The sequence below is a fragment of the Aquabacterium sp. NJ1 genome (genome assembly GCF_000768065.1).
Classification (GTDB): Bacteria; Pseudomonadota; Gammaproteobacteria; order Burkholderiales; family Burkholderiaceae_C; genus Aquabacterium.
Map to the genome: position 1 here is coordinate 4,080,693 of NZ_JRKM01000001.1, position 20,215 is coordinate 4,100,907.

Below are 20,215 nucleotides of genomic sequence, written 5' to 3' on the forward strand. Positions count from 1 at the left end.
GCAGGCTCGTGTGCCGGGCGTGTGGGGGCTTGCAAACCCTGGATTTTAACGAGGCCGGCCGTGGCATAGTGCCCGTGTGACACACGCCCGCTCTGACTCCCTTGTTGATGCACCTGGCTCCGGCCCCATGCTGGCCATCTATGGCCGGACGGTGACCTGGAAGCACCTCATCATCACGGCGGTGCTGCTGCTGATCCTGATGGGCGCGGGCGCGGCCTTCGTGACCTGGTGGATCTGGCAGAACATGGCCGCCCAGGTGGTGCTCAAGGAGCAGCAGGCCGACATCGTCCTGCCCAAGGAACTGACCGTCAAGGCAAAGGTCAACCAACGGGTCCGCATTCAGGTGGACCAGACCTTGCCCGTGCGCGTGCCGATTCACCAGGATCTGTCCATCCCGCTCAAGGAGGCCATCCCCATCAACGTCAGCATCGACACCATGGTGCCTATCAGCATCGATGTGCCGATCAAGCACGTGGTCAAGGTGGACCAGATCGTGGAGCTGGACACCCAGGTCAAGACCCGCTTCCTGGGCATCCCCTTGACCGTGCCGATTCAGGGGCGCATCCCCGTGAAGGCCGAGGTGCCGGTGGACCTGGTCATCCCGGTGCGCAAGAACCTGCCGGTGGTCATCGTGACGCCGGCCACGGTGAGGCTCAACGAGCCCTTGCGCACGACGGTCGATACCGTGATCGAGGCGAAGATCCCGGTACACGAATCCTTGTCCTTGCCGGTCACTGCGCCGGTCAATGCCACGCTGAGCTTCCCGCAGCAGCGGGTGCGTGCCGGCCTGGAGCTGCTGGATTTGACCGTGCCTTTCGAGTCGGTCACGCTGGCACCGCGGACCCGACCTGCGGTGGCCCGTTGACGGTGTTGGGCGTCCATGACGATTGAAGCGCCCCCCCTGGTTGCGGCACCTGCCCCGCGAGGCTGGAACCGGCCCATTCGCCCGGTGGCGCTGCTGCTGTTCGGTGGCACGGTGCTGCTGATCTGGCTGGTGCTGATGTCGTTGGCGGTCTGGTACTTCTATGCGTTCTGGGAAGCCCGGATGACCATGCACAACCAGGCCGTGCGTTTGCGCCTGCCGGCCGGCATGGTGGCCATGGCCGAGGTGAGCTCACCGGTGCGGACCATGCTGGACATGAGGCCTGTGGTGCGCATGCCCATCAAGCAGACGGTGCCGGCGCAGATTTCCGATCACCTGCAGGCGCAGGTGCAGTTGCAGACCACTCTGCCTGTGGACACCAGCGTGACGGTCGACCGGGTGGTGCCGGTCACGACCACCTTGAACCTGTCGGTGTCCTTGCGCTCGTGGTTGCCCAGCATCCCGGTGACCTTGCCGATCACGCTGAACCTGCCGCTTCAGATGACGGTGCCGATCAAGACGGAGCTGCCCATCAAGCTGGACCTGGCGGTCAGCGGGGAGCTGCCGCCGGTGATCAACATCCCCATCGATGCGACGTTCACGGTGCGGCCGCGTATCAAGAGCGTGATCGAGACGCGCATGGTCAGCCAGACGGCGTTCAGCCTGATGGCGCCCATCGAGCCCTTCCCCATGACCATCGAGCGCACGGACCTGCGGGTGCCGTTCAGCCTGACGCTGCTCAAGCAGCGCAGCCGCTAGGCCTGTTCAGGGCTTGGCCTTGTTGGTGCTGCTGCAGCAATCCGCCGGCGTCAGCGTGGGCCAACCATAGGGCGGCGCCACCTGGGTGTTGATGCGCACCGAGATGACTTGCGGGCGGTGATGCTTGTCCGCATCCTCCAGCGCATGCTGCAGCGCCTCTCGTAAAGCCTGCGTGCCTTGTTCATGCGTCACCGTCACGGCGTGTGCGCCCAGCCCTTGCGCGAACAAGGCCAGGTCGGGGCGGCCAAGCTGGTAGTAGTCATCCCACTGGGCAGCAGGCGGCAGCAGCTGCGCCATGCCCTGGCTCACCATGGCCAGGTCGTTGTCGTCCAGCACGATCCAGATGGCGCCCACGCGGTGCTGCGCGGCGGTGGAGATCTCGGCACCGTGCATCATGAAGGCACCGTCGCCGACCACGGCCACGCAAGGCAGATGCGGCGCGGCCATCTTGCCGCCCACGACCGCCCCCACGGCGAAGCCCATGGGGCCCATGGACAAGGCGCTGTGATAACGAACCGGCGGGTTGATGACCAGGTTGTTGAGCGACCAGCCCACGCAGTTGCCCGCGTCGATGAAGATGTGGCCTTCGTGCACGAGCTCATCGATGACGCGCATCATCGCGGCGGGGTGCACGGGGGCGGCCTCGCTGTCGCGGCCAGCCGGGTCGGACCAGGGCGCGCGGCTCAGCTTGATCTGCTGGATCACGGCCTTGCGTGCATCCACCTTGGCTTGATCAGGATGCAGGTGGTGGGCCTGCTCGCACATCACATCCAGCGTGCTGCCGATCTCGGCCACGATGCCCCGGGTGATGGGGAAGTCCCGGCCGATCACGCCGGCGCTGAGGTCCACCTGGATGAAGTGCCGGGTGGGTTCCAGCGCGGGGCTGTAGAGCGCCGAGGCGGTGACCGAGGTGGACAGCTCGCCCAGGCTGGAGCCCAGCACCAGCAGGGTGTCGAACTGATCGGCCTTGTTGCTGGGATGCATGTAGAGGCTGGGCCAGGCGCTGCCACAGATGCCGTAGTTGCGCAGCGAGAGCGCATGGCCTTCGGGGAAGATGCCCTTGGCGTCCGGTGTGGTCATCACGGCGATGCCGAAGCGGTCGACGAATTCGGTGAAGGCTTTCAGGCGCTCGGGGCAGGCCAGGGCGTCGCGGCTGCCGTTGCCCAGGAAGATCAGCGGGCGTTTGGCATGAACGAGCTCATGCAGGGTGTCGGCCACGGCCTTGGGGTCGGTGCAGGCTGTACGGGGCCGGTAGGTGGATGGGCGCACCGAGGCGGGGTAGCCGGGCACGCATTCGCCGGCGATGTCGTTGGGCAGGCTGATGTGCACGGCCTGCCTGGGCAGTGACAGGGCGTTGCGCAAGGCCTGCTGGAACAGGGTCTGGAAGTTGGCCGGGCTGGAGATGATGGCGCTGGAGGCCAGGGCGTTCTGGTAGATGTTGTGCACGTCCAGCTTGGCATCGGTGCCTTCTTGCAGGTAGCCTTTGCCGTAATAGGCTTCCGGCACTTCGCCGGTGATGACGAGCACGGGCGAGTTGCTGGCCTGTGCGTTCATGGCGCCGGTCAGCGCATTGGTGGCGCCCGGGCCCGAGGTCGTCAGCACCACGCCCAGATGGCCTTTGACGCGCGCATACCCGTCGGCAATATAGGCTGCACCAGTTTCGTGCCTGCAAATCACATATTCGATTTCATGTGATTTGTTTTTGAGCTCATTCATCAACCAGACAGCCGCACCGCCCGGAATACCGAATACCTTGTCGACCCCTTCGGCACGCAAATACTCAATGAGCAATTGGGCGACGGTGCCGCAGGGTGTGGGGGCGGGGGATGGTGCAGGGGCAGAGAGGTGAGAGGACATGGTCGATCGCTTCCTGTTTGATGGGGCGCCGGAATATGGCGCCGGTATGGGCACAAATATGGGGCAGACAAAACCTGGCCGATCAAATGGGCCAGACATGGTCTGTACATCGTCAGATTGATCCAGACCATGAGTGCCAAAAATGTGCCCTCCACAACCTCAGGGCTAAATCGTGAAAACAGATACTTTGGACCCCGTTCTGGATATCGCCATCGTGGGTGCAGGCGTGTCAGGCCTGTACAGCGGCTGGCGGTGGTTGACCAGCCCGCAGGGCAAAGGCGGCCGCGTCGAGGCCTTCGAGCTGAGCCACCGCGTGGGCGGGCGCCTGATGTCCGCCCAACCGCCCGGTATGCCAGAAGGCCGCGTCGAACTGGGCGGCATGCGTTTCACGACGGGGCAGACGCGGGTCGCCAACCTGGTGTCTTACCTGCAACTGGCCACCGAGCCTTTTGTGGTGGCGCAGGACCAGAACATCGCCTACCTGCGTGGGCGCCATCTGCGTACCAAGGATCTGTCGGACCCGAGCAAGGTGCCCTACGACATCCCGAAGTCCGACGACGAGGGCTTCAAGAAGGGCTTCACGGCGCTGGCTGCTGAACGCTATCTGCAAGAGGTGCTGCACAAGCAACACGTGGACCTCAAGACCGTGGATTGGGACAAGGTGGCGCAGACCGGCCGCTATGAAGGCCACCGCGTGATCGACCTGACCATGCGCTACATCTACAACCGCTCGGTCAGCCACGAGTCCTTCCAGTTTGCGGAGGACACGAGCGGCTACGACAGCATCTTCTTCACCTGGAATGCCGCCGATGGCTTCCCCTGGAACCTTGGGGACTATGGCGCCAGCATCGAATACAAGCGCCTGAAGGAGGGCTACGAGATGCTGCCCAAGACCTTGCATGAGCGTTTCGAGTCCGTGGGCGGCAAGGTGCACTTCAGGCATCGCCTGGTGCGTTTTGACACTGTCAAGCTGGATGACGGCAGCGAAGGGGTGGAGTTGCACATCGAGCACGGTGGCCATCACAAGGTGGTGCGTGCGCGCAAGCTGATCCTGGCCATGCCGCGCCGCTCGCTGGAGCTGATCGAGCAGACCGGCTCGGTGCTGGGCCAGGAGCAGCACGAGGTGCACAAGCTGATCGAGTCAGTGACGCCGATCCCCTTGTTCAAGCTGGCCTTGTGCTATCGCTCGCGTTGGTGGGAGGCGCTGGGGATCACGCAGGGGCAGTCGGTGACCGACTTGCCGATTCGGCAGTGCTACTACTGGCCGGTGGGCGATGACACCAAGGCGGGCGCCATCCTGATCTACAACGATGGCCTGGACCTGGACTACTGGGCCGGCTTGCGCAATGACCCGCACCACTTCCCCAATGAAGACGGCACGGACAGCAATAACCCGGCTGTGGAGTGGAAGGAGAACCCCGCGCCCAAGCTGATGGTGCAGGAAGCGCATCGCCAGTTGCTGGAGATGCACGGCCTGGAAGACACGCCCGAGCGGCGCCCGTATGCCGCGGCTTACCGCGATTGGGGCGACGACCCGTTCGGTGGTGGTGCCAACTTCTGGCCGCAGTACGTGGACAGCCAGGATGTGGGCAAGCGCATCGTGCAGCCGAAGCAGGGCAAGCCGGTGTTCATCTGCGGCGAGGCTTACTCCCATGCGCAAGGCTGGGTGGAGGGCGCGCTGGCCACCGCCGAGGACATGCTGCAGAACCACCTGGGCCTGCAGCCGCCGCCTTATGAAAGTGCGCCCTGAGTCTGGCCGTCAGCCTCGCTCAAGCAGCAAGGCTGTGGCGTGCATTTCCATGCCGATGCCCAGCAGGACGAGGTACCTGGTGCGGATCTCGGCATGGCATTTGGCCAGGTTGACCGGCACCGATGAGGACACCATGTCGCCGAACTCCTCCAGCGTGCTGATGTAGTGCGCGGGCTGGATCTCGGCGGCCCAGGCATCCTGGACCATCTTGGAGGTCTGGTGCGTGATCAGGGTGATGTCCTGGCCGCTCAAGCCATGGCGTGACAGCAGGCGCTGGATCAGCGGGCCCGGGGCTTTGAGTCCGAAGGCCTTGAACGCTTCCTGGCCCGTCTTGTCGTCCAGTTTCATCAAGGGCTTGGTGAAGCGGTCGTGCGACACGGGGCGAGGCGCCATGCGGAAGGCGCCATACCACTGGCTTTGTGTCTCGTTGTCCCAGTCGATCAGGCGAAAGCAGTGGGCATCGTGAGTGCGGCCCACCAGGGCGGCGCCCGCGCCGTCAGAGGCGGCCAGCGACACGGGCTCGTGGTAGTCCATGAAGTGGGTCCAGTTGTTGCCGCAGGCCACCAGCACATGCCGGGCCGTGCCGCAGCGCACCAGGTCGGTGGCCAGGCGCAGGCCGTCCTGGAAGGTGGAGTAGTCACTGTTGATAGGCAGGATGCGGCACGAGGCGGGCAGGCCCAGCTTGTGGTGCACCACGGCCAGGTCGTTGGGGGCCACATAGCTGCTGACCGAGCCGGCGCCGATGATCATGTCGACATGCTCGGGCTTGGCGCGAGCCTGGTGCAGGGCGTGTTCGCAGGCCGTGGTCATGATGTCGATGACCCCATCGGCGGTGGGCAGCACGCGCCGGTACTTCAGACCATTGAACAGGTCGGAGCCCGATGGCGAGTGCTTTTTCAGCCAGTCAAAGATGGGCGCGTCATTGCCCCGGATGATGTCCGGTACGGCATAACCTTGCCCCAGGATGGCGACGTGTTGATCCGAGCCCATGGGGCACCTCCAGTGAAATGCATTGCTCTGGAGGTGTTTGTCGGCGGTCTGGCGGCAGACTGAAGCCGCAGGCCCGAGCCAGGCTCACTCAGGGGTGGCCACACGGCGCCAGGCGGCGCGCCCGATCATGCGCAGCTTGTTGCCCAGGTCCATGCGCATGAGGTTGGTGCGCAGGATGCCTTTGGTGAAGCGGGTCTGCTTGCTGTAGTCGATCATGACGTCCACGATCACCGGCTGGCCCTGGGCGGACAAGGTCTGGGCCTGCCCGATGATGGCCGCGATGTCGCTGTGGCCGTCCATGCGCAGGTAATGCGCACCGACCGCATCGGCAATGCCCTTGAAGCGCACTTCAGGCAGCACGGTGCAGGCCTTGCGGTTGAAGGGCAGCTTTTGCGCCTGCGAGATCTGCGACAGTTCGCCGTCGTTGAACACATAGCAGACCACGCCCAGTTGGTGCTCGGTGGCAGTCAGCAACTCCAGCCCGGTCATCAGGAAGGCGCCATCGCCCACGATGCCCACGACCTGCTTGTCAGGGTGGGTGAGCTTGATGCCCACCGCAGCGGGCACGCAATAGCCCATGCAATTGAAGTCGGTGGGGGTGATGAGGTGGCGGCTGCCGCGGGTCTCGAACAGCTCGGCCACCAGGAAGGTGTGGTTGCCGTCGTCGGTGACCAGGTAGCCATCGTCGGGCAGCTGGCTGCGCAAGGCAGCAAAGAAGCGTTGCGGGTTGACGCGCGCGCCGCTGTCATGGCCTTGCCATTCGGCGATGTAGGCCTGCTTGTCGCGGGCGATCTGCTGGCGCACCGCCTGGCCGCGAGCTTGCCGTGCTTGGGTCTGTGCGGCGTCACCCGGTTGCTGTTTGAGTTCGTCGATCAGGCCTCGGACCACGGCGGCGGCATCCCCTTCGATGCACAGGCGGGCCTCGTAGTTGGCGTTGAACACGGCCGGGTTGATGTCGACGTGGATCAGGTCCCAGGTGGGTTTGATGCCATAGCTGCCGGTGGCGATCTCGCCAAAGCGTGTGCCGATGGCCAGCAGCACGTCGCAGTCGGCAAAGGCGTTCTCAGCGGCGGGCACGGCGGCAGGGCCCATGCTCATGCCGGCATGCAGCGGGTGCTGGGCCGGGAAGGCGCTCAAGCCCTGCAAGGTGGTGCTCACCGGGGCTTGCAGCAGCTCGGCCAGTTCTTGCGTCAAGGTGCTGCCATGCACACCGCCCCAGCCCACGAACAGGCCGGGCTTGCGCGCCTGCCGCAGCAACTGTGCGGCCTGCTTCACGGTGGCGCGTGTGCCCTCATCCAGCAAGGGCTGCGGCGGGGCGGGGCGCACGAAAGTGGGCAGCTCGTCCACCTCGCCAGGGAAGAGCTGCAGGTTGACCGGTATCTCGATGAATACGGGGCCGGGCTCGCCCGAATTGGCCAGGCGCCAGGCCTCGTAGAAGGTGGGCACGATCTGCTTGTGCTCGGTGATGCGCCAGGCGCCCTTGGTGAAGGGCTTGACCAGCTCGAGTTGATCCAGCTCGTGCAGCTGGTAGCTGTAGCCCGTGTCGGTGCGGGTGCCGCCCGAGATCACCAGCAGCGGGATGCCATCCAGGAAGGCCTCGCCGATGCCGGCCATGGCCAGGGCGGTGCCGGCTGCGGGCACGATCAGCAGGGCGCCGTTGAAATCGTTGGTGCGGCTGACCGCGTCGGCCATGAAGGCGCCGCAGCCCTCGTGGTTGACGCGAATGGGTGTGACCACCGACGAACTGGCGAGCTGGTCATAGATCTCGGTGTTGTGCACGCCGGGGATGCCGAAGGTGTGGCGGATGCCGAGTTGTTCCAGGGCGTGGCGAACGAGTTGGGCGCCGGTCTTTTTCATGCTTGTCTCCAGTGTGTCGGTGTGTTCAGGCCTGGCCCAGGATGTGGCGTGCGGCGGCATGGGCGGTGAGGATGCAGCCGGACAGGAAGGTGCCTTCCAGCGACTTGCGGCCGTTGGATCCACCGCCGCCAAAGCCTGCCGCCTCACCCACCGCATACAGGCCTTCGATGGCCTGGCCTTGCGTGTCCAGCACGCGGCTTTGCAGATCGGTCTGGATGCCGCCGGTGGACTTGCGGGTCAGCAACTGGCAGCGGATGGCGATCAGGGGGCCTGCAGACGGGTCAAGGATAGGCTGATAGCGGCAGGTGCGGAAGCGGTCACCCGGCCAGCGGCGCATGTGTTCGATGCGGCGCAGCTGGTCGTCGTTGTGCAGGCGCGGGCCGCGGCGGATCTGGTCGTCGAAGGGCTGGATCTGTTGTTGCAAGGTGCTGGCGCTGATGCGGCCATCACCCGTGACCTGGTTCATGCGGCGAGCCAGGTCGGTGAGGTTGCCCGCTTGCACGAAATCCGGGCATTGCGTCAGCAGTTCATCAACCAGTTCGCGGTTGCCGCGCAGCATCTGCAGCAACAAGGCCAGCGGCCGCCGGTCGCGGATGTGCTGGTTGTGTTCGGCACCGGATGCGGCCAGCTCCTTCTCGGCAATGTGGCGGTTGAGCACCTGCCAGGTCCAGGGCCATTGGGCGCGCGCGATCTGGGCCACCATCTCGTGCGTGTCAAAGCCCGTCACAAAGGGCACGGGGCCGATGCGGCGGCCGTCCGGGTCCAGCCACAGGCCTGATTTGGCGGGGATCAGGCTCAGGCCGTGGCCGGGGAAGTGCGGGCGGGGGTGGCGAACGCCGGCGGCGTAGTTCCACATCTGGTCCAGATGGGTGACGGCACCGCCCAGCGCCGAGATGGCGTCGTGCATGCGACCATCGGCATGCGGGTGCGAGCCATTGAGCAGGGTGCGTGGCGCCTGGCCCCAGTCCACAGGCCAATGCTGGCGCACCCGATCCAGGTCGCCCGTGATGCCCCCGGTGGCCACGACCACCGCGTTGGCGTGCAGCTCGAAGGGCCGTTCGTTGGCCAGGTTCACACCATGGCAGCCCGTGATGGCCTTGGTGCCCGATGGGCTGCTGAGCAGCCCATCCACACGGTGTTGCGCGTGGATGCTGAGCCGGTCACGGTGGGGGTGTTGCCGCAACGCAGTCAGCAAGGTGAGCACCATGTGGCGCGAGGTGCCCCAGAGCACGTGGTAGCGGGGCAGGGTGTTGCCGCGCGTCATCCAGCCGCGCTCGACCCATTGCACCGCGGGGATGAAGCGGATGCCAAATTGCCTGAGCCATTCATACACCTCGGGCACGCAGCGCTGGATGTAATGCTCGGCCCAGCGGCGAGGCCAGATGTCCTGCGGGCCGAACTCGGCGAAGGCCAGCCAGTCGGTCAGGGCGATCTCGGCGCTGTCGTGGATGCGGTTGAGGCGTTGCAGCGGCGTGTCGACCAGGGCCATGCCACCAAAGGCATGCAGGCCCAGGCCACCCAGGTGCGCGGCCTCATCACGGTCGATCAGGGCCACGCGGTGGCCCTTGTCCAGCAAGTCCAGAGCGGTGGTCAGCCCAGCCAGCCCGGCGCCGATGACCAGGGTGTGAGCAGTGGTGGAGGAAGAGGGCACGAGCAAAGTCAGGGTGTCTCAATGTGGTTTGAGTTTGACCATGGCGGGTGCATTTGTCTGTCTGCGAGCCGACACCTGCATCTAACCCGATTTGACGTAACGCAAGTGCGCGATATCCGCTTGACGTGTGCGTCCGTTGCATCTGCGTACAAACCCGATTCGTCTGGAAACGCCCCCCCTTGGATGCGGTGGGTTCAGACCATGTTTTTTGTCCCTTTCCCCGGCGGCTTCCCCCGAAATGGCTCGTAAGCCCTGTGTTCGCAATGAGGCGTTGATCGGCAAAATTCGTTCAGGGCATAACCCGCTCTGGTTGCGGGAACGTGATTCGATCGCGGGGTGCTCAACAGGAGTTGCGGTTTGACAAGCGTTGACGTCCTTTCATCTGGCGACACGGCACCCAGCGTGCCTGACCAGGCTGAACTGGTTGATCGCACGATCGCCAATGGCTTTGTCTGGCTGACGTTTCCCCGCGAGCTGGAGGTGCGCTTTCTGCGCGAAGGTGCGTCCAAGCGTTTCCTGATGATGGTGGTTGCCGGGCTGGCATCCATCGTGCTGTTTGCGGGGGTCATCATTGCCGACTTCCTCATGATGCGCAGCGTGGTGCCATTGGCCCTGTTCATCCGTGGCCTCATGTACGGGCCGGTCATCGTGGCGGGCCTGCTGGTGGCACGCAGGCTGAACAAGCCTGCGCTCAACGAATGGCTGATTGCTGGCGCGGGTGTGTGGGCGACCTTGCTGCAGTCCTGCATCATCTTGCAGGGCTCGGGGCCCTGGGCCGTGGCGCGCGTGGTTGAGCTCAACATCATTGTCGTCTACACGTGTGCGCTGGCCCGCTTCTGGCCGGCCGTCGCGCTGGCCGCCACGGTGGGGGCGGTGCACGCCTTTCTGGTCACCACCGTACCGGATGCGACCGGGGTACTGATCCCGACGACGACCTTGCTGATGGTGACCAGCACGGCCTTTGTGCTGTATGGAAACTACAAGCTCGAGCACGACGAGCGCACGGCCTTCCTGCTGGATGCGCGCGAGCAGGCCCTGCACGCGGAGCTGACTGCCACCAACAAGCGGTTGACGCACATGGCCACCACCGACGTCCTGACCCAGGTGGCCAACCGCCGCTACTTCGAGGGCTTTCTGGCCGAGTGCTGGCAACGCGCCCAGGCGCAAGGCCGCGTGCTGTCGCTGATGGTGCTCGACGTGGACTACTTCAAGCTTTACAATGACCTGTACGGCCATCAGGCTGGGGACCGTTGCCTGGTCGGCGTGGCGCGCGCCCTGGAGAGCTGCATCCGTCGCCCGGGCGATCTGGTGGCCCGCTGGGGGGGCGAGGAGTTCGTGGTCGTGATGATGGACACCGACATGGATGCAGCGGCTGCCGCGGCAGAGCGCATCCGCGACGCGGTGGCGCGCCTGGGGCTGGCACACCAAGGCTCAGGCTGCTCATCGCATGTGACGCTCAGTGGCGGCTGCGTGACCATGAGGCCGCAAGCCCACGGCGAATGGACCCAGCTGGTGCAGATGGCTGATGAGGCGCTTTACCGCGCCAAGGCGGCGGGGCGTGATCGCATCGTCGTGACGGCGGATGACGCCATGCCCGAGGTGAAAGTGGGGGCCGTCTGATGAGCCGACAAGCCGCCCCACTGGCTTTTGAGTTTGACTGGCGCCGCCTGTTGGCCTGGCGCCCGCCAGCCTTGCGCTTCGACCCCATTGACGAGGCGCACTTCCAGCATGCGGGCGCGGCGGCCAGGGTGATGCACTTTGCCAGCAGCGGCGTGCTGGCGCTGTTCATCTACAACCTGTTCCTGCTGGCTGATCAGGTCATGATCCCGGACGTGTTCGGCATGGCACTGCAAGTCAGGTTGTTCATGTTCACGCCCTTTGCCTTGCTGCTGTTGCTGCTGGGCTGGCGGTTCAGGCCATTCCTGTTGCTGCTGCCGGCCAGCCTGCTGGAGGGTATCGTGGCCTTGACCGGGAGCGTGGCGGCCTTGAGCCTGGGCTGGCTGTTGAGCCAGTCGAAAAGCGACTTCGCAGGCATGTACACCGCGGGGCTGGTGCCCATCATCATCTACGGCAACCTGGTCCAGCGCTTCCGGTTTCGCTTTGCCCTGGCGTCTTCCTTGAGTGTCATCGGGGTGGCGCTGGTGTGCGTCTGGCTGCGCTTCGGCCAGGGCCATGCTTATGACGTGTTCGACATCCCGCTGGCCTTGCTCGTGGTGTTGATCGCGGCCTACACCTTGATCATGAATTACCGCTTCGAGCTGGAAGAGCGTCGCCGCTTCCAGTGGTCGGTGCGGGCCCAGACCTTGCACCAGAAGCTGGCCGAATCGCAGGCTCAGCTGGATGCGCTGTCCCGGCTCGATCCGCTGACAGGGGTGCCCAACCGCCGCCATTTTGATCAGTATGTGGACCAATGCTGGGCGGCCGCCCTAGGCTCGGGCCAAACCTTGGCCCTGCTGTTGATCGACGTGGACCACTTCAAGGCTTTCAATGACCGTTATGGCCATCCTGCGGGCGACCAGTGCCTCAAGCATGTCGCCCAGGTGCTGCAGCAGCAAGTGCCATCAGCCAGTGGCTGCGTGGCGCGTTGGGGTGGTGAAGAATTCATCGTGGTCATGCCCGACACCGATGCGGCGCACGCCATGAAGGCAGCCCAAGGCCTGTGTGAAGCGGTGGCCGGCCTGGGCTTGCGGCATGAGGCGTCCGCCACGGCGCCGCATGTCACCATCAGCGTGGGCGTGGCGGTGACGCGGCCCTCACTGGCCCATGCTTCGATCGACAGCCTCGTGGCAGCGGCGGATGCGGCGCTTTACCGCGCCAAGGAAGCAGGGCGCCATCGCGCCATGGCCGCGCTCAGTCCAGTGTCTGGCTGACAAGCTGGTTGCGGCCGGCCTGCTTGGCCTTGTAGAGCAGGGTATCGGCCTGGCTGTAGAGCTCGGCGGGGCTGCGGGTGGCGCCCAGGCCTCGCAGGATCACCAGCCCCATGCTGATGCTGACCACGCCCACGGGGCTGCCCTCGTGCCGGATCGCGAGGGCCTGGACAGCCGCGCGCATGTGCTCGATGAAGCGCTGCACTTTCTCGGGGGGCTCGTTGATGTCCAGCAGCACCGCGAACTCTTCCCCGCCGACACGGTAGACGTGGTCGCTGGCGCGCTGCAGCTGCCGGCGCAGCACCTGCGCGATCTGTTGCAAGACCTCGTCACCCGCCGGGTGGCCGTAGCGGTCGTTGTAGAGCTTGAAATGATCCACATCCAGCAGGCACAGGGCCAGCGGCGTGTGGTGGCGGCTGTGCAGGGCCACGGCGGCAGCCAGGTCCTTGTTGAACTGGCGGCGGTTGTGCGCCCCGGTCAGTTCGTCGGTCACCGAGAGGCTGGCCAGGCGTTGGTTGGCGGCTTCCAGTTCCTGGGTGCGGCTGGACACCAGCGATTCGAGCTGGGTGTTCAGGGCCGTCTGGGCCGCCAGGGCCTCGCGTTCGGCTTGCAGCTTTTCGGTCTTGAGCCTGTTTGTCTGATCGGCCAGGCCAAAGGCCAGGATCAGGGCCTCGGCCGCCGAGCCGACCTGCACGATGTTGTCGGTCAGGGCGTTCGCCGGTACCAGGCCGAGCACCCGCAGGTAGTAGATCAGGGCAGCGACGGCCAGCAGCACGAACGCGGCGGCGAAGTACCGAGCCGGACGCGAGCCCTGGTAGACCAGCACGTGGCCCGTGACGATCAGGCTGATGATCAAGGCCAGACCCAGGACGGTGTTGATCACGAAGGCCAGGGCATACAGGCCCATGAAGGCCGGCAGGATGCCGAGGCCATTGGCCGCGGTACAGGTGGCCACGATGCGGTGCAGCCGGGGCGACACGCTGTGGCGGGTATCCATGTAGCGCATCAGGAACAGGCCCAGTGTCAGGTAGACCATGCTGACAATGACGGGCAGCACCTGGTTGTTGAAGTCGGGTGCGTCGGGCCACCAGTACTGGAAGGCATAGCCCCGAAAGATCAGGCCCCAGGCCAGGAAGCTGCCGATGTAGGCCACGTAAAAACCGAAGGTGCTTTGCCGTGTCGAGATGAAGAGAAACAGGTTGTAGAGCAGCATCGTGCCCAGTACACCGTAGTACAGGCCGAAGAACAGTGTCTCGGTCTGGTTGTGCTCGGCGAAGGCGGCAGGGGTCCACAACGTGGGGGTGATGATCTCGTGCAGCCCGTCGTGCGCGGCCAGGCGCATCAGCACGGTGAGGGTTTCGCCAGGTGGCAGGGTCAGCCGCGTGGCGATGGTGCGCACCGGTTCGCCCCGGCTGGAGAAGGGGCGTCGGTCGCCGCTGGCCATGTGCTGGCGTTCGCGGCCATCCGGGCCCAGCACAAGCACGTCCACCTCGTCTACCAGCGAACTGCCCAGGTCCAGCACGCGCTCGACCGGCTGTGAGCTGCCATTGTGCAGCGTCACCCGCGTCCACCAGACGGACTTGGAAAAGCCGAAATTGAGCGATGGTGTGGCGCGGGGCTGCCAGGCCGCGTTGGCCTGGGGCAGCGTGGCGGGTGTCCACTGGCCATGGGGGTCTTCCAGAACCTGGGTGTGGGTCCCGAGTGGCGTTTCGCTCTGGCTCGCCGACACCGGCAGGGGCTGGGCGAGGGCCTCCGCGGCCATCAGGCGCCAAGGCAGCATCAGCAAGGCGAGCAAGGCCAGGGCCCGTACCAGCGGGCGCATCAGCTTGGGCAAACGTCGGCGAAGGTGCGTGAGAAGCATGAGGCCATGAACTGCTCGGGCCGCTTCGACGCACGAAGCTCAACCCGGTGAATGATCGGCAGGCGCCGTCTCTCTCAGCACCTGCAAGGCTTCCTGGGACCAGTTCAGCCACCCTTGCTCGTACATGATCCCCGTTTTCAGGATCAGGTGCTGGATGCGTGCTTCACGGGTCAATGTCTTATCGGCAGGAAAGTCGCGGGCTTCAATCTGGCGGTACGCGGCCAGCATGGTGGCATGTTGCGCCATGCGCCGCTCGACTTCCTGCTCCAGCCCCAGCGGGCCGATGACGGCGTCGGCGCGCATGCGCACCATCATCTCGTCGCGCTGGTCTGGCGCGGGGGAGGGCTCGCGCACCCAGCGCTCCAGCTCCTGGCGGCCGGCGTCCAGCACGCGGTAGTTGCGTTTGCGGGTGCGGCCGCCATCCGGCGCGGCTTCGGAGGCGATCCAACCGGCCTTTTCCATGCGGGCGAGTTCACGGTAGATCTGCTGGTGGGTGGCGCGCCAGAAGAAGCCGATGGACTTGTCGAAGCGGCGGGCCAGGTCGTAGCCCGAGGACGACTTTTCCAGCAGGGACGTCATCAGGGCGTGGGATAAAGACATGGACCGAGTCTAAGGGGTGGCATTCAACTATGCAACCAGTTGCATAAACGAGAGACTTCTCCTAATATCCGATCCGTTCATGCAACTGGTTGCATAGTCAACCGCTGCCGATCCCATCGACTTCACCGAGAGAGACACCTATGAGCGCTTATCCCCACCTGCTGCAACCGCTTGACCTGGGTTTCACCACATTGCGAAATCGCGTCCTGATGGGCTCGATGCACGTGGGTCTGGAAGAAGCCAAGGACGGCTTCGAGCGCATGGCCGCTTTTTATGCCGAGCGTGCACGTGGTGGCGTGGCCCTGATGGTGACCGGTGGCATCGCCCCTAACGATGCAGGCCGCCCTTACCCCGGTGGCGCGCGCCTGGCCACGCAAGAAGAAGCCGCGCAGCACAAGGTTGTGACCGATGCCGTGCACGCCGCGGGCGGCAAGATCGCCATGCAGATCCTGCACTTCGGACGCTACGCCTACCACCCCGGCCTGGTCGGCCCCAGCCCCATCAAGGCCCCGATCTCGCCCATGCCCCCGCGCGAGCTGACGACCGCCGAGGTCGAGCAGACCATTGAAGACTTCGCCAACTGCGCCGCCATGGCCCAGAAGGCCGGCTACGACGGCGTGGAAGTGATGGGCTCCGAGGGCTACCTGATCAACGAGTTCATCGCCGCACGCACCAACCAGCGCACCGACGAGTGGGGCGGCTCATATGAGAACCGCATGCGCTTCCCGGTGGAGATCGTGCGCCGCGTGCGCGAACGCGTGGGCGCCAACTTCATCATCATCTATCGCCTGTCCATGCTGGACCTGGTGGAAGGTGGCTCCACCTTTGACGAAGTGGTGCAACTGGCCCAGGCCGTGGAAGCCGCTGGCGCCACCCTCATCAACACCGGCATCGGCTGGCACGAAGCCCGCATCCCCACGATCGCCACCAGCGTGCCGCGTGGTGCCTTCGCCTGGGTGACCCAGAAGATGAAGGGCAAGGTCAAGATCCCGCTGATCACGACCAACCGCATCAACACGCCTGAAGTGGGCGAGAAGATCCTGGCTGACGGTTGTGCCGACATGGTCTCGATGGCCCGCCCCTTGCTGGCCGACCCCGAATTCGTCAACAAGGCCGCTGCCGGCAAGGCCGACCAGATCAACACCTGCATCGGCTGCAACCAGGCCTGCCTGGACCACACCTTCAGCGGCAAGATCACCTCCTGCCTGGTCAACCCGCGTGCCTGCCACGAGACCATCCTGAAGATCGAGCCCGTGGCCGCCAAGAAGCGCGTGGCGGTGGTGGGCGCGGGCCCCGCCGGCCTGGCTGCGGCCACCACGGCCGCTCGCCGTGGCCACGACGTGACGCTGTTCGAAGCCGCGGACGACGTGGGCGGCCAGTTCAACATCGCCAAGCAGATCCCCGGCAAGGAAGAGTTCTACGAAACCCTGCGCTACTACCGCAACGAGATCAAGCTCAGCGGCGTGAAGACGCAGTTCAACACCCGCGTGAGTGCCGATGACCTGGTCAAGGGCAACTTCGACGAGGTCATCCTGGCCACCGGCGTGGTGCCTCGCACCCCGGCCATCGATGGCGTGGACCACCCCAAGGTGCTGAGCTACCTGGATGTGCTGCGCGACAAGAAGCCCGTGGGCAAGACGGTGGCCGTGATCGGCGCCGGCGGCATCGGCTTTGACGTGTCCGAGTACCTGACGCACGAAGGCGAAAGCCCCGCGCTGAACCTGGCCAAGTTCAATGCCGAATGGGGTATCGACTCGGAATACAAGGACCGCGGCGGCATCAAACAACCGCACCTGGACAAGGCCCCGCGCCAGATCTACCTGCTGCAGCGCAAGACCAGCAAGGTCGGCGACGGCCTGGGCAAGACCACGGGCTGGATCCACCGCACTTCGCTGAAGAACCGCAATGTCGAGATGATCGCGGGCGCCAGCTACAACAAGATCGACGATGCCGGCCTGCACATCACCGTGGGCGGCAAGGATGTGGTGCTGCCGGTGGACAATGTGGTGCTGTGTGCCGGCCAGGAGCCCTTCCGCGAGCTGCAGGCCGGCCTGGAAGCCGCTGGCAAGAAGGTGACCCTGATCGGGGGTGCCGACGTGGCCGCCGAGCTGGACGCCAAGCGCGCCATCAAGCAGGGCACCGAAGTGGCCGCAGCCCTGTGATCATCGTGTGATCGTGTGTTGATCAACCCAGGAGTGACACCATGAGCCTGCCCTCGACCCTCAAGCCCGCTGCGGCGGCCTCACTGGCTTTGTGGCACGAGATGGTGTCACTGCAGGATATGGGCAAGCTGCCCACCATCCTGCATGACAACGCCGTGTTCCGCTCGCCCATGGCCTTCAAGCCGTATGTGAGCGCCGCGGCCGTCAACCTCATCCTCAACACGGTGATGAAGGTGTTCACGCAGTTTGAATACCACCGCACCCTGGTGAGCGAAGATGGCCTCAACGTGGTGCTGGAGTTCAGCGCCAATGTGGGCGACAAGTCACTCAAGGGCATTGACCTGATCCGCTTCGATGAAGAGGGCAAGATCGTGGACTTTGAAGTCATGGTCCGCCCCTTCAATGGGTTGCAGGCCCTGGGCGCCGAAATGGGCGCACGCCTGGCCGCCTATCTGCCGGCCTACAAGGCGCAGCACAACCAATAAAGAACCTCACTCATCCACCGAGGACAAGACATGCAACTCGAAACCGTCACCGTCAGCCTGGACAAGCACGTGGCCGTGGTTCGCCTGAACCGGCCTGAGAAAGCCAACGCGATGAACGCCGCCATGTGGCAGGACATCCGCAAGGCCTTCACCTGGATCGACGAAAACGTGGAGGCCCGCGTGGCCATCATCGAAGGCGAAGGCAAGCACTTCACCTCGGGCATCGACCTGCAGATGATGATGGGCCTGCTGCCCCAGATCAAGAACGATTGCGACGCGCGCACCCGCGAAAACCTGCGCCGCGTGATCCTCGACATGCAGGACACGCTGACCAGCATGGAGCGTTGCCGCAAGCCCGTGCTGGCCGCCATCCACGGCGGTTGCGTGGGCGGTGGCGTGGACCTGATCTGCTGCACCGACATGCGCTACGCCTCGGCTGACGCCTACTTCACCATCAAGGAAATCGACATCGGCATGACGGCCGACGTGGGCACCTTGCAGCGCCTGCCCAAGCTGATCGGCAACCAGGGCATCGTGCGCGAGCTGGCCTATACCGGCCGCAAGGTGGATGCTGCCGAGGCCTTGTCGCTGGGGCTGGTCAACAAGGTGTACGAATCGCGTGAAGCGCTGCAAGCCGGCGTGCGCGAGCTGGCTGAGCAGATCGCGGCCAAATCGCCGCTGTCGATCCGCGGTGTCAAGGAAATGCTGAACTACAGCCGTGACCACTCGGTGGCCGATGGCCTGAACTACATCGCCACCTGGAACGCCGCCATGCTCATGTCCAATGACCTGACGGCCGCCATGATGGCCGGCATGAGCAAGCAGACGCCGACGTTCAAGGACTGAGCGCGTCGTCCTGCGAGGTGCATGGCTGACGTTGAACCCGGTCTGCGTCATGGCGCTGCGCGAGTTGAAGGGTGCCGGTGTCAGGGCATCTGCCTGTGCCGGTGTCTCAGGTCAATCCAGTGGCTTGTGCCGTCAATGACAAACGGGGGCAGCGGGCCCACACTGGCGGGCATGAAGCTGTCATTCCTGCCTGTATCCCGCCACACCGCCCCAGCGCACCCACCTCAACCCGGCGGCACACCGCGACTCAGGAGGCTGCGCGATCTGCCCGGGCCGCCGCAGTGGCCGCTGGTTGGCAATACCTTGCAGGTGCAACTCGACAAGGTGCACCAGGACGTGGAGAAATGGGTTCAGCAGTACGGCCCCATGTTGCACGTCAGGTTGGGCGGGTTTCCGCTGCTGGTGGTGTCGGACCATGAACTGATCGCGACCCTGTTGCGTGATCGGCCTGACACCTTCCGCCGCCCCTCGCGCATGCAGCAGATCATGTCCGAGATGGGCATCCAGGATGGCGTTTTCGTGGCCGAAGGCGAGCACTGGGCCAAGCAGCGCCGCATGGTCATGGCCAGTTTTGCGCCCGGGCAGGTGAGGGCTTACCTGCCTGCGCTGTTGAAGGTCGCCGCTCGCCTGCGTGGCCGGTTTGAACGGGCTGCCGCGCGAGGCACCCCCATCGAGCTGCAGGCGGACCTGATGCGGTTCACCGTCGATGCGATCTCGGGGCTGGCGTTTGGCATGGACGTGAACACCATCGAGTCCAACGACGACGTCATCCAGCGGCATCTGGACCAGATCTTCCCGACCATCTGGCGGCGCGCACACGCCATCGTGCCTTACTGGAAGTGGTTCAAGCTGCCGCGTGACCGTCGCCTGGACCGCAGCGTGAAGGTGGTGAACACCGCCATCCGCGGCTACATCGCCGATGCCCGCCTGCGCCTGCAGGATCAGGCCAGGCGCGCGGCACCCCACAATCTGCTGGAAGCCATGATCGTGGCGGCCGACGAACCAGGCAGTGGCATGAGCGATGACGATGTGGCGGGCAATGTGTTCACCATGCTGCTGGCAGGTGAGGACACCACCGCCACCAGCCTGTCATGGATGCTCTACCTGATGAGCCGCGAGCCCCAGACTCTGCAAAGGGCCAGGCAGGAGGTGGAACACTGTCTGGGCGACCTGCAGGCCTGGACGGCCGATGACCTGGGGCGGCTGGACTACCTGGAAGCCTGCATCCATGAAAGCATGCGCCTCAAGCCCGTGGGGCCTTTCAATGTGGTGGAGGCGTTGAAGGACACGGTCGTGGGGGATGTGCAGATCCGGGCCGGTACCTCGGTGTTGCTGCTGATGCGCCATGACACCGTGCGCGAAGAGGCCTTCCCTCAGGCCGAGCGTTTCATGCCGGAGCGCTGGCTGGATGAGGCCACGCACCTGGCACCGCAACACGCCAAGCGTGTGTCCATGCCGTTTGGTGCGGGCCCGCGGATCTGCCCGGGCCGCTACCTGGCGCTGCTGGAGATCAAGCTGGTGGCCGCGATGCTGCTGCAGCACTTCGACATCCTGGGCATCGACACGCCAGATGGCCGGGAAGCCGACGAACACATGGCCCTGACCATGGTGCCCGTGGGCTTGAAGATGCGTTTGCGGCCACGGCAGGGTTGAAGGCCCTGCCAGGGG

At 64.9% G+C, this 20,215-nt stretch carries 15 protein-coding genes; 9 read left to right on the plus strand and 6 right to left on the minus strand.

The window, feature by feature from the left end; genetic code table 11:
* Positions 1 to 127: 127 nt before the first annotated feature.
* Positions 128 to 865 (plus strand): hypothetical protein, encoded by a 738-nt coding sequence (locus JY96_RS17495; protein WP_035039456.1) that lies wholly within the window; start codon positions 128 to 130, stop codon positions 863 to 865.
* 15 nt (positions 866 to 880) lie between these two features.
* The gene (locus tag JY96_RS17500) at positions 881 to 1,621 is read left to right on the plus strand and encodes a hypothetical protein (RefSeq protein ID WP_035039457.1); all 741 of its coding nucleotides are present in this window, start codon (positions 881 to 883) and stop codon (positions 1,619 to 1,621) included.
* Between the two features lie 6 nt (positions 1,622 to 1,627).
* Here the strand turns inward: JY96_RS17500 and JY96_RS17505 are convergent, their stop codons facing one another.
* Complete coding sequence (locus JY96_RS17505; protein ID WP_161784356.1) at positions 1,628 to 3,478, minus strand: thiamine pyrophosphate-binding protein; 1,851 nt, start codon at positions 3,476 to 3,478, stop codon at positions 1,628 to 1,630.
* 172 nt (positions 3,479 to 3,650) lie between these two features.
* Here JY96_RS17505 and JY96_RS17510 point away from each other — a divergent pair, with 172 nt between their 5' ends.
* Positions 3,651 to 5,228 (plus strand): FAD-dependent oxidoreductase, encoded by a 1,578-nt coding sequence (locus tag JY96_RS17510; protein WP_161784357.1) that lies wholly within the window; start codon positions 3,651 to 3,653, stop codon positions 5,226 to 5,228.
* A 9-nt stretch (positions 5,229 to 5,237) separates the two neighbouring features.
* Here JY96_RS17510 and JY96_RS17515 read toward each other — a convergent pair whose 3' ends face one another.
* From JY96_RS17515 to JY96_RS17525, 3 genes are all read right to left on the minus strand, one after another.
* Entirely contained in the window at positions 5,238 to 6,218 is a 981-nt protein-coding gene (locus JY96_RS17515; RefSeq protein WP_035039460.1) for a 3-oxoacyl-ACP synthase III family protein, read from the minus strand.
* 84 nt (positions 6,219 to 6,302) lie between these two features.
* Positions 6,303 to 8,075 carry a thiamine pyrophosphate-binding protein gene (locus JY96_RS17520; RefSeq protein ID WP_035043482.1) on the minus strand — a complete coding sequence of 591 codons (1,773 nt, stop codon included), beginning with the start codon at positions 8,073 to 8,075 and terminating at the stop codon, positions 6,303 to 6,305.
* A 25-nt stretch (positions 8,076 to 8,100) separates the two neighbouring features.
* Positions 8,101 to 9,726, minus strand: coding sequence for an FAD-binding dehydrogenase (locus JY96_RS17525; RefSeq protein WP_081961666.1), 1,626 nt, complete (start codon positions 9,724 to 9,726; stop codon positions 8,101 to 8,103).
* A gap of 357 nt (positions 9,727 to 10,083) precedes the next feature.
* Here JY96_RS17525 and JY96_RS22485 point away from each other — a divergent pair, with 357 nt between their 5' ends.
* Positions 10,084 to 11,346 carry a diguanylate cyclase gene (locus JY96_RS22485; protein ID WP_152606555.1) on the plus strand — a complete coding sequence of 421 codons (1,263 nt, stop codon included), beginning with the start codon at positions 10,084 to 10,086 and terminating at the stop codon, positions 11,344 to 11,346.
* The gene (locus JY96_RS17535) at positions 11,346 to 12,596 is read left to right on the plus strand and encodes a GGDEF domain-containing protein (protein ID WP_035039461.1); all 1,251 of its coding nucleotides are present in this window, start codon (positions 11,346 to 11,348) and stop codon (positions 12,594 to 12,596) included. Before JY96_RS22485 ends, JY96_RS17535 begins: the two co-directional genes overlap by 1 nt.
* Here JY96_RS17535 and JY96_RS24245 read toward each other — a convergent pair.
* Both JY96_RS24245 and JY96_RS17545 read right to left on the minus strand, forming a co-directional pair.
* Positions 12,577 to 14,454, minus strand: coding sequence for a diguanylate cyclase (locus JY96_RS24245; protein WP_081961380.1), 1,878 nt, complete (start codon positions 14,452 to 14,454; stop codon positions 12,577 to 12,579). The two genes, JY96_RS17535 and JY96_RS24245, sit on opposite strands and share 20 nt — an antisense overlap.
* A 39-nt stretch (positions 14,455 to 14,493) precedes the next feature.
* Entirely contained in the window at positions 14,494 to 15,054 is a 561-nt protein-coding gene (locus JY96_RS17545) for a PadR family transcriptional regulator (RefSeq protein ID WP_035039462.1), read from the minus strand.
* Positions 15,055 to 15,194: 140 nt separating this feature from the next.
* Here JY96_RS17545 and JY96_RS17550 point away from each other — a divergent pair, with 140 nt between their 5' ends.
* From JY96_RS17550 to JY96_RS17565, 4 genes are all read left to right on the plus strand, one after another.
* Positions 15,195 to 17,216 (plus strand): NADPH-dependent 2,4-dienoyl-CoA reductase, encoded by a 2,022-nt coding sequence (locus tag JY96_RS17550; RefSeq protein ID WP_035039463.1) that lies wholly within the window; start codon positions 15,195 to 15,197, stop codon positions 17,214 to 17,216.
* A gap of 41 nt (positions 17,217 to 17,257) precedes the next feature.
* Positions 17,258 to 17,701: a nuclear transport factor 2 family protein gene (locus JY96_RS17555; protein WP_035039464.1), complete on the plus strand. Its 444-nt coding sequence runs from the start codon at positions 17,258 to 17,260 to the stop codon at positions 17,699 to 17,701.
* Between the two features lie 30 nt (positions 17,702 to 17,731).
* Positions 17,732 to 18,547 (plus strand): crotonase/enoyl-CoA hydratase family protein, encoded by an 816-nt coding sequence (locus tag JY96_RS17560; RefSeq protein WP_035039465.1) that lies wholly within the window; start codon positions 17,732 to 17,734, stop codon positions 18,545 to 18,547.
* Positions 18,548 to 18,718: 171 nt separating this feature from the next.
* Positions 18,719 to 20,200: a cytochrome P450 gene (locus JY96_RS17565; protein WP_081961382.1), complete on the plus strand. Its 1,482-nt coding sequence runs from the start codon at positions 18,719 to 18,721 to the stop codon at positions 20,198 to 20,200.
* The last annotated feature ends 15 nt before the right edge of the window (positions 20,201 to 20,215 follow it).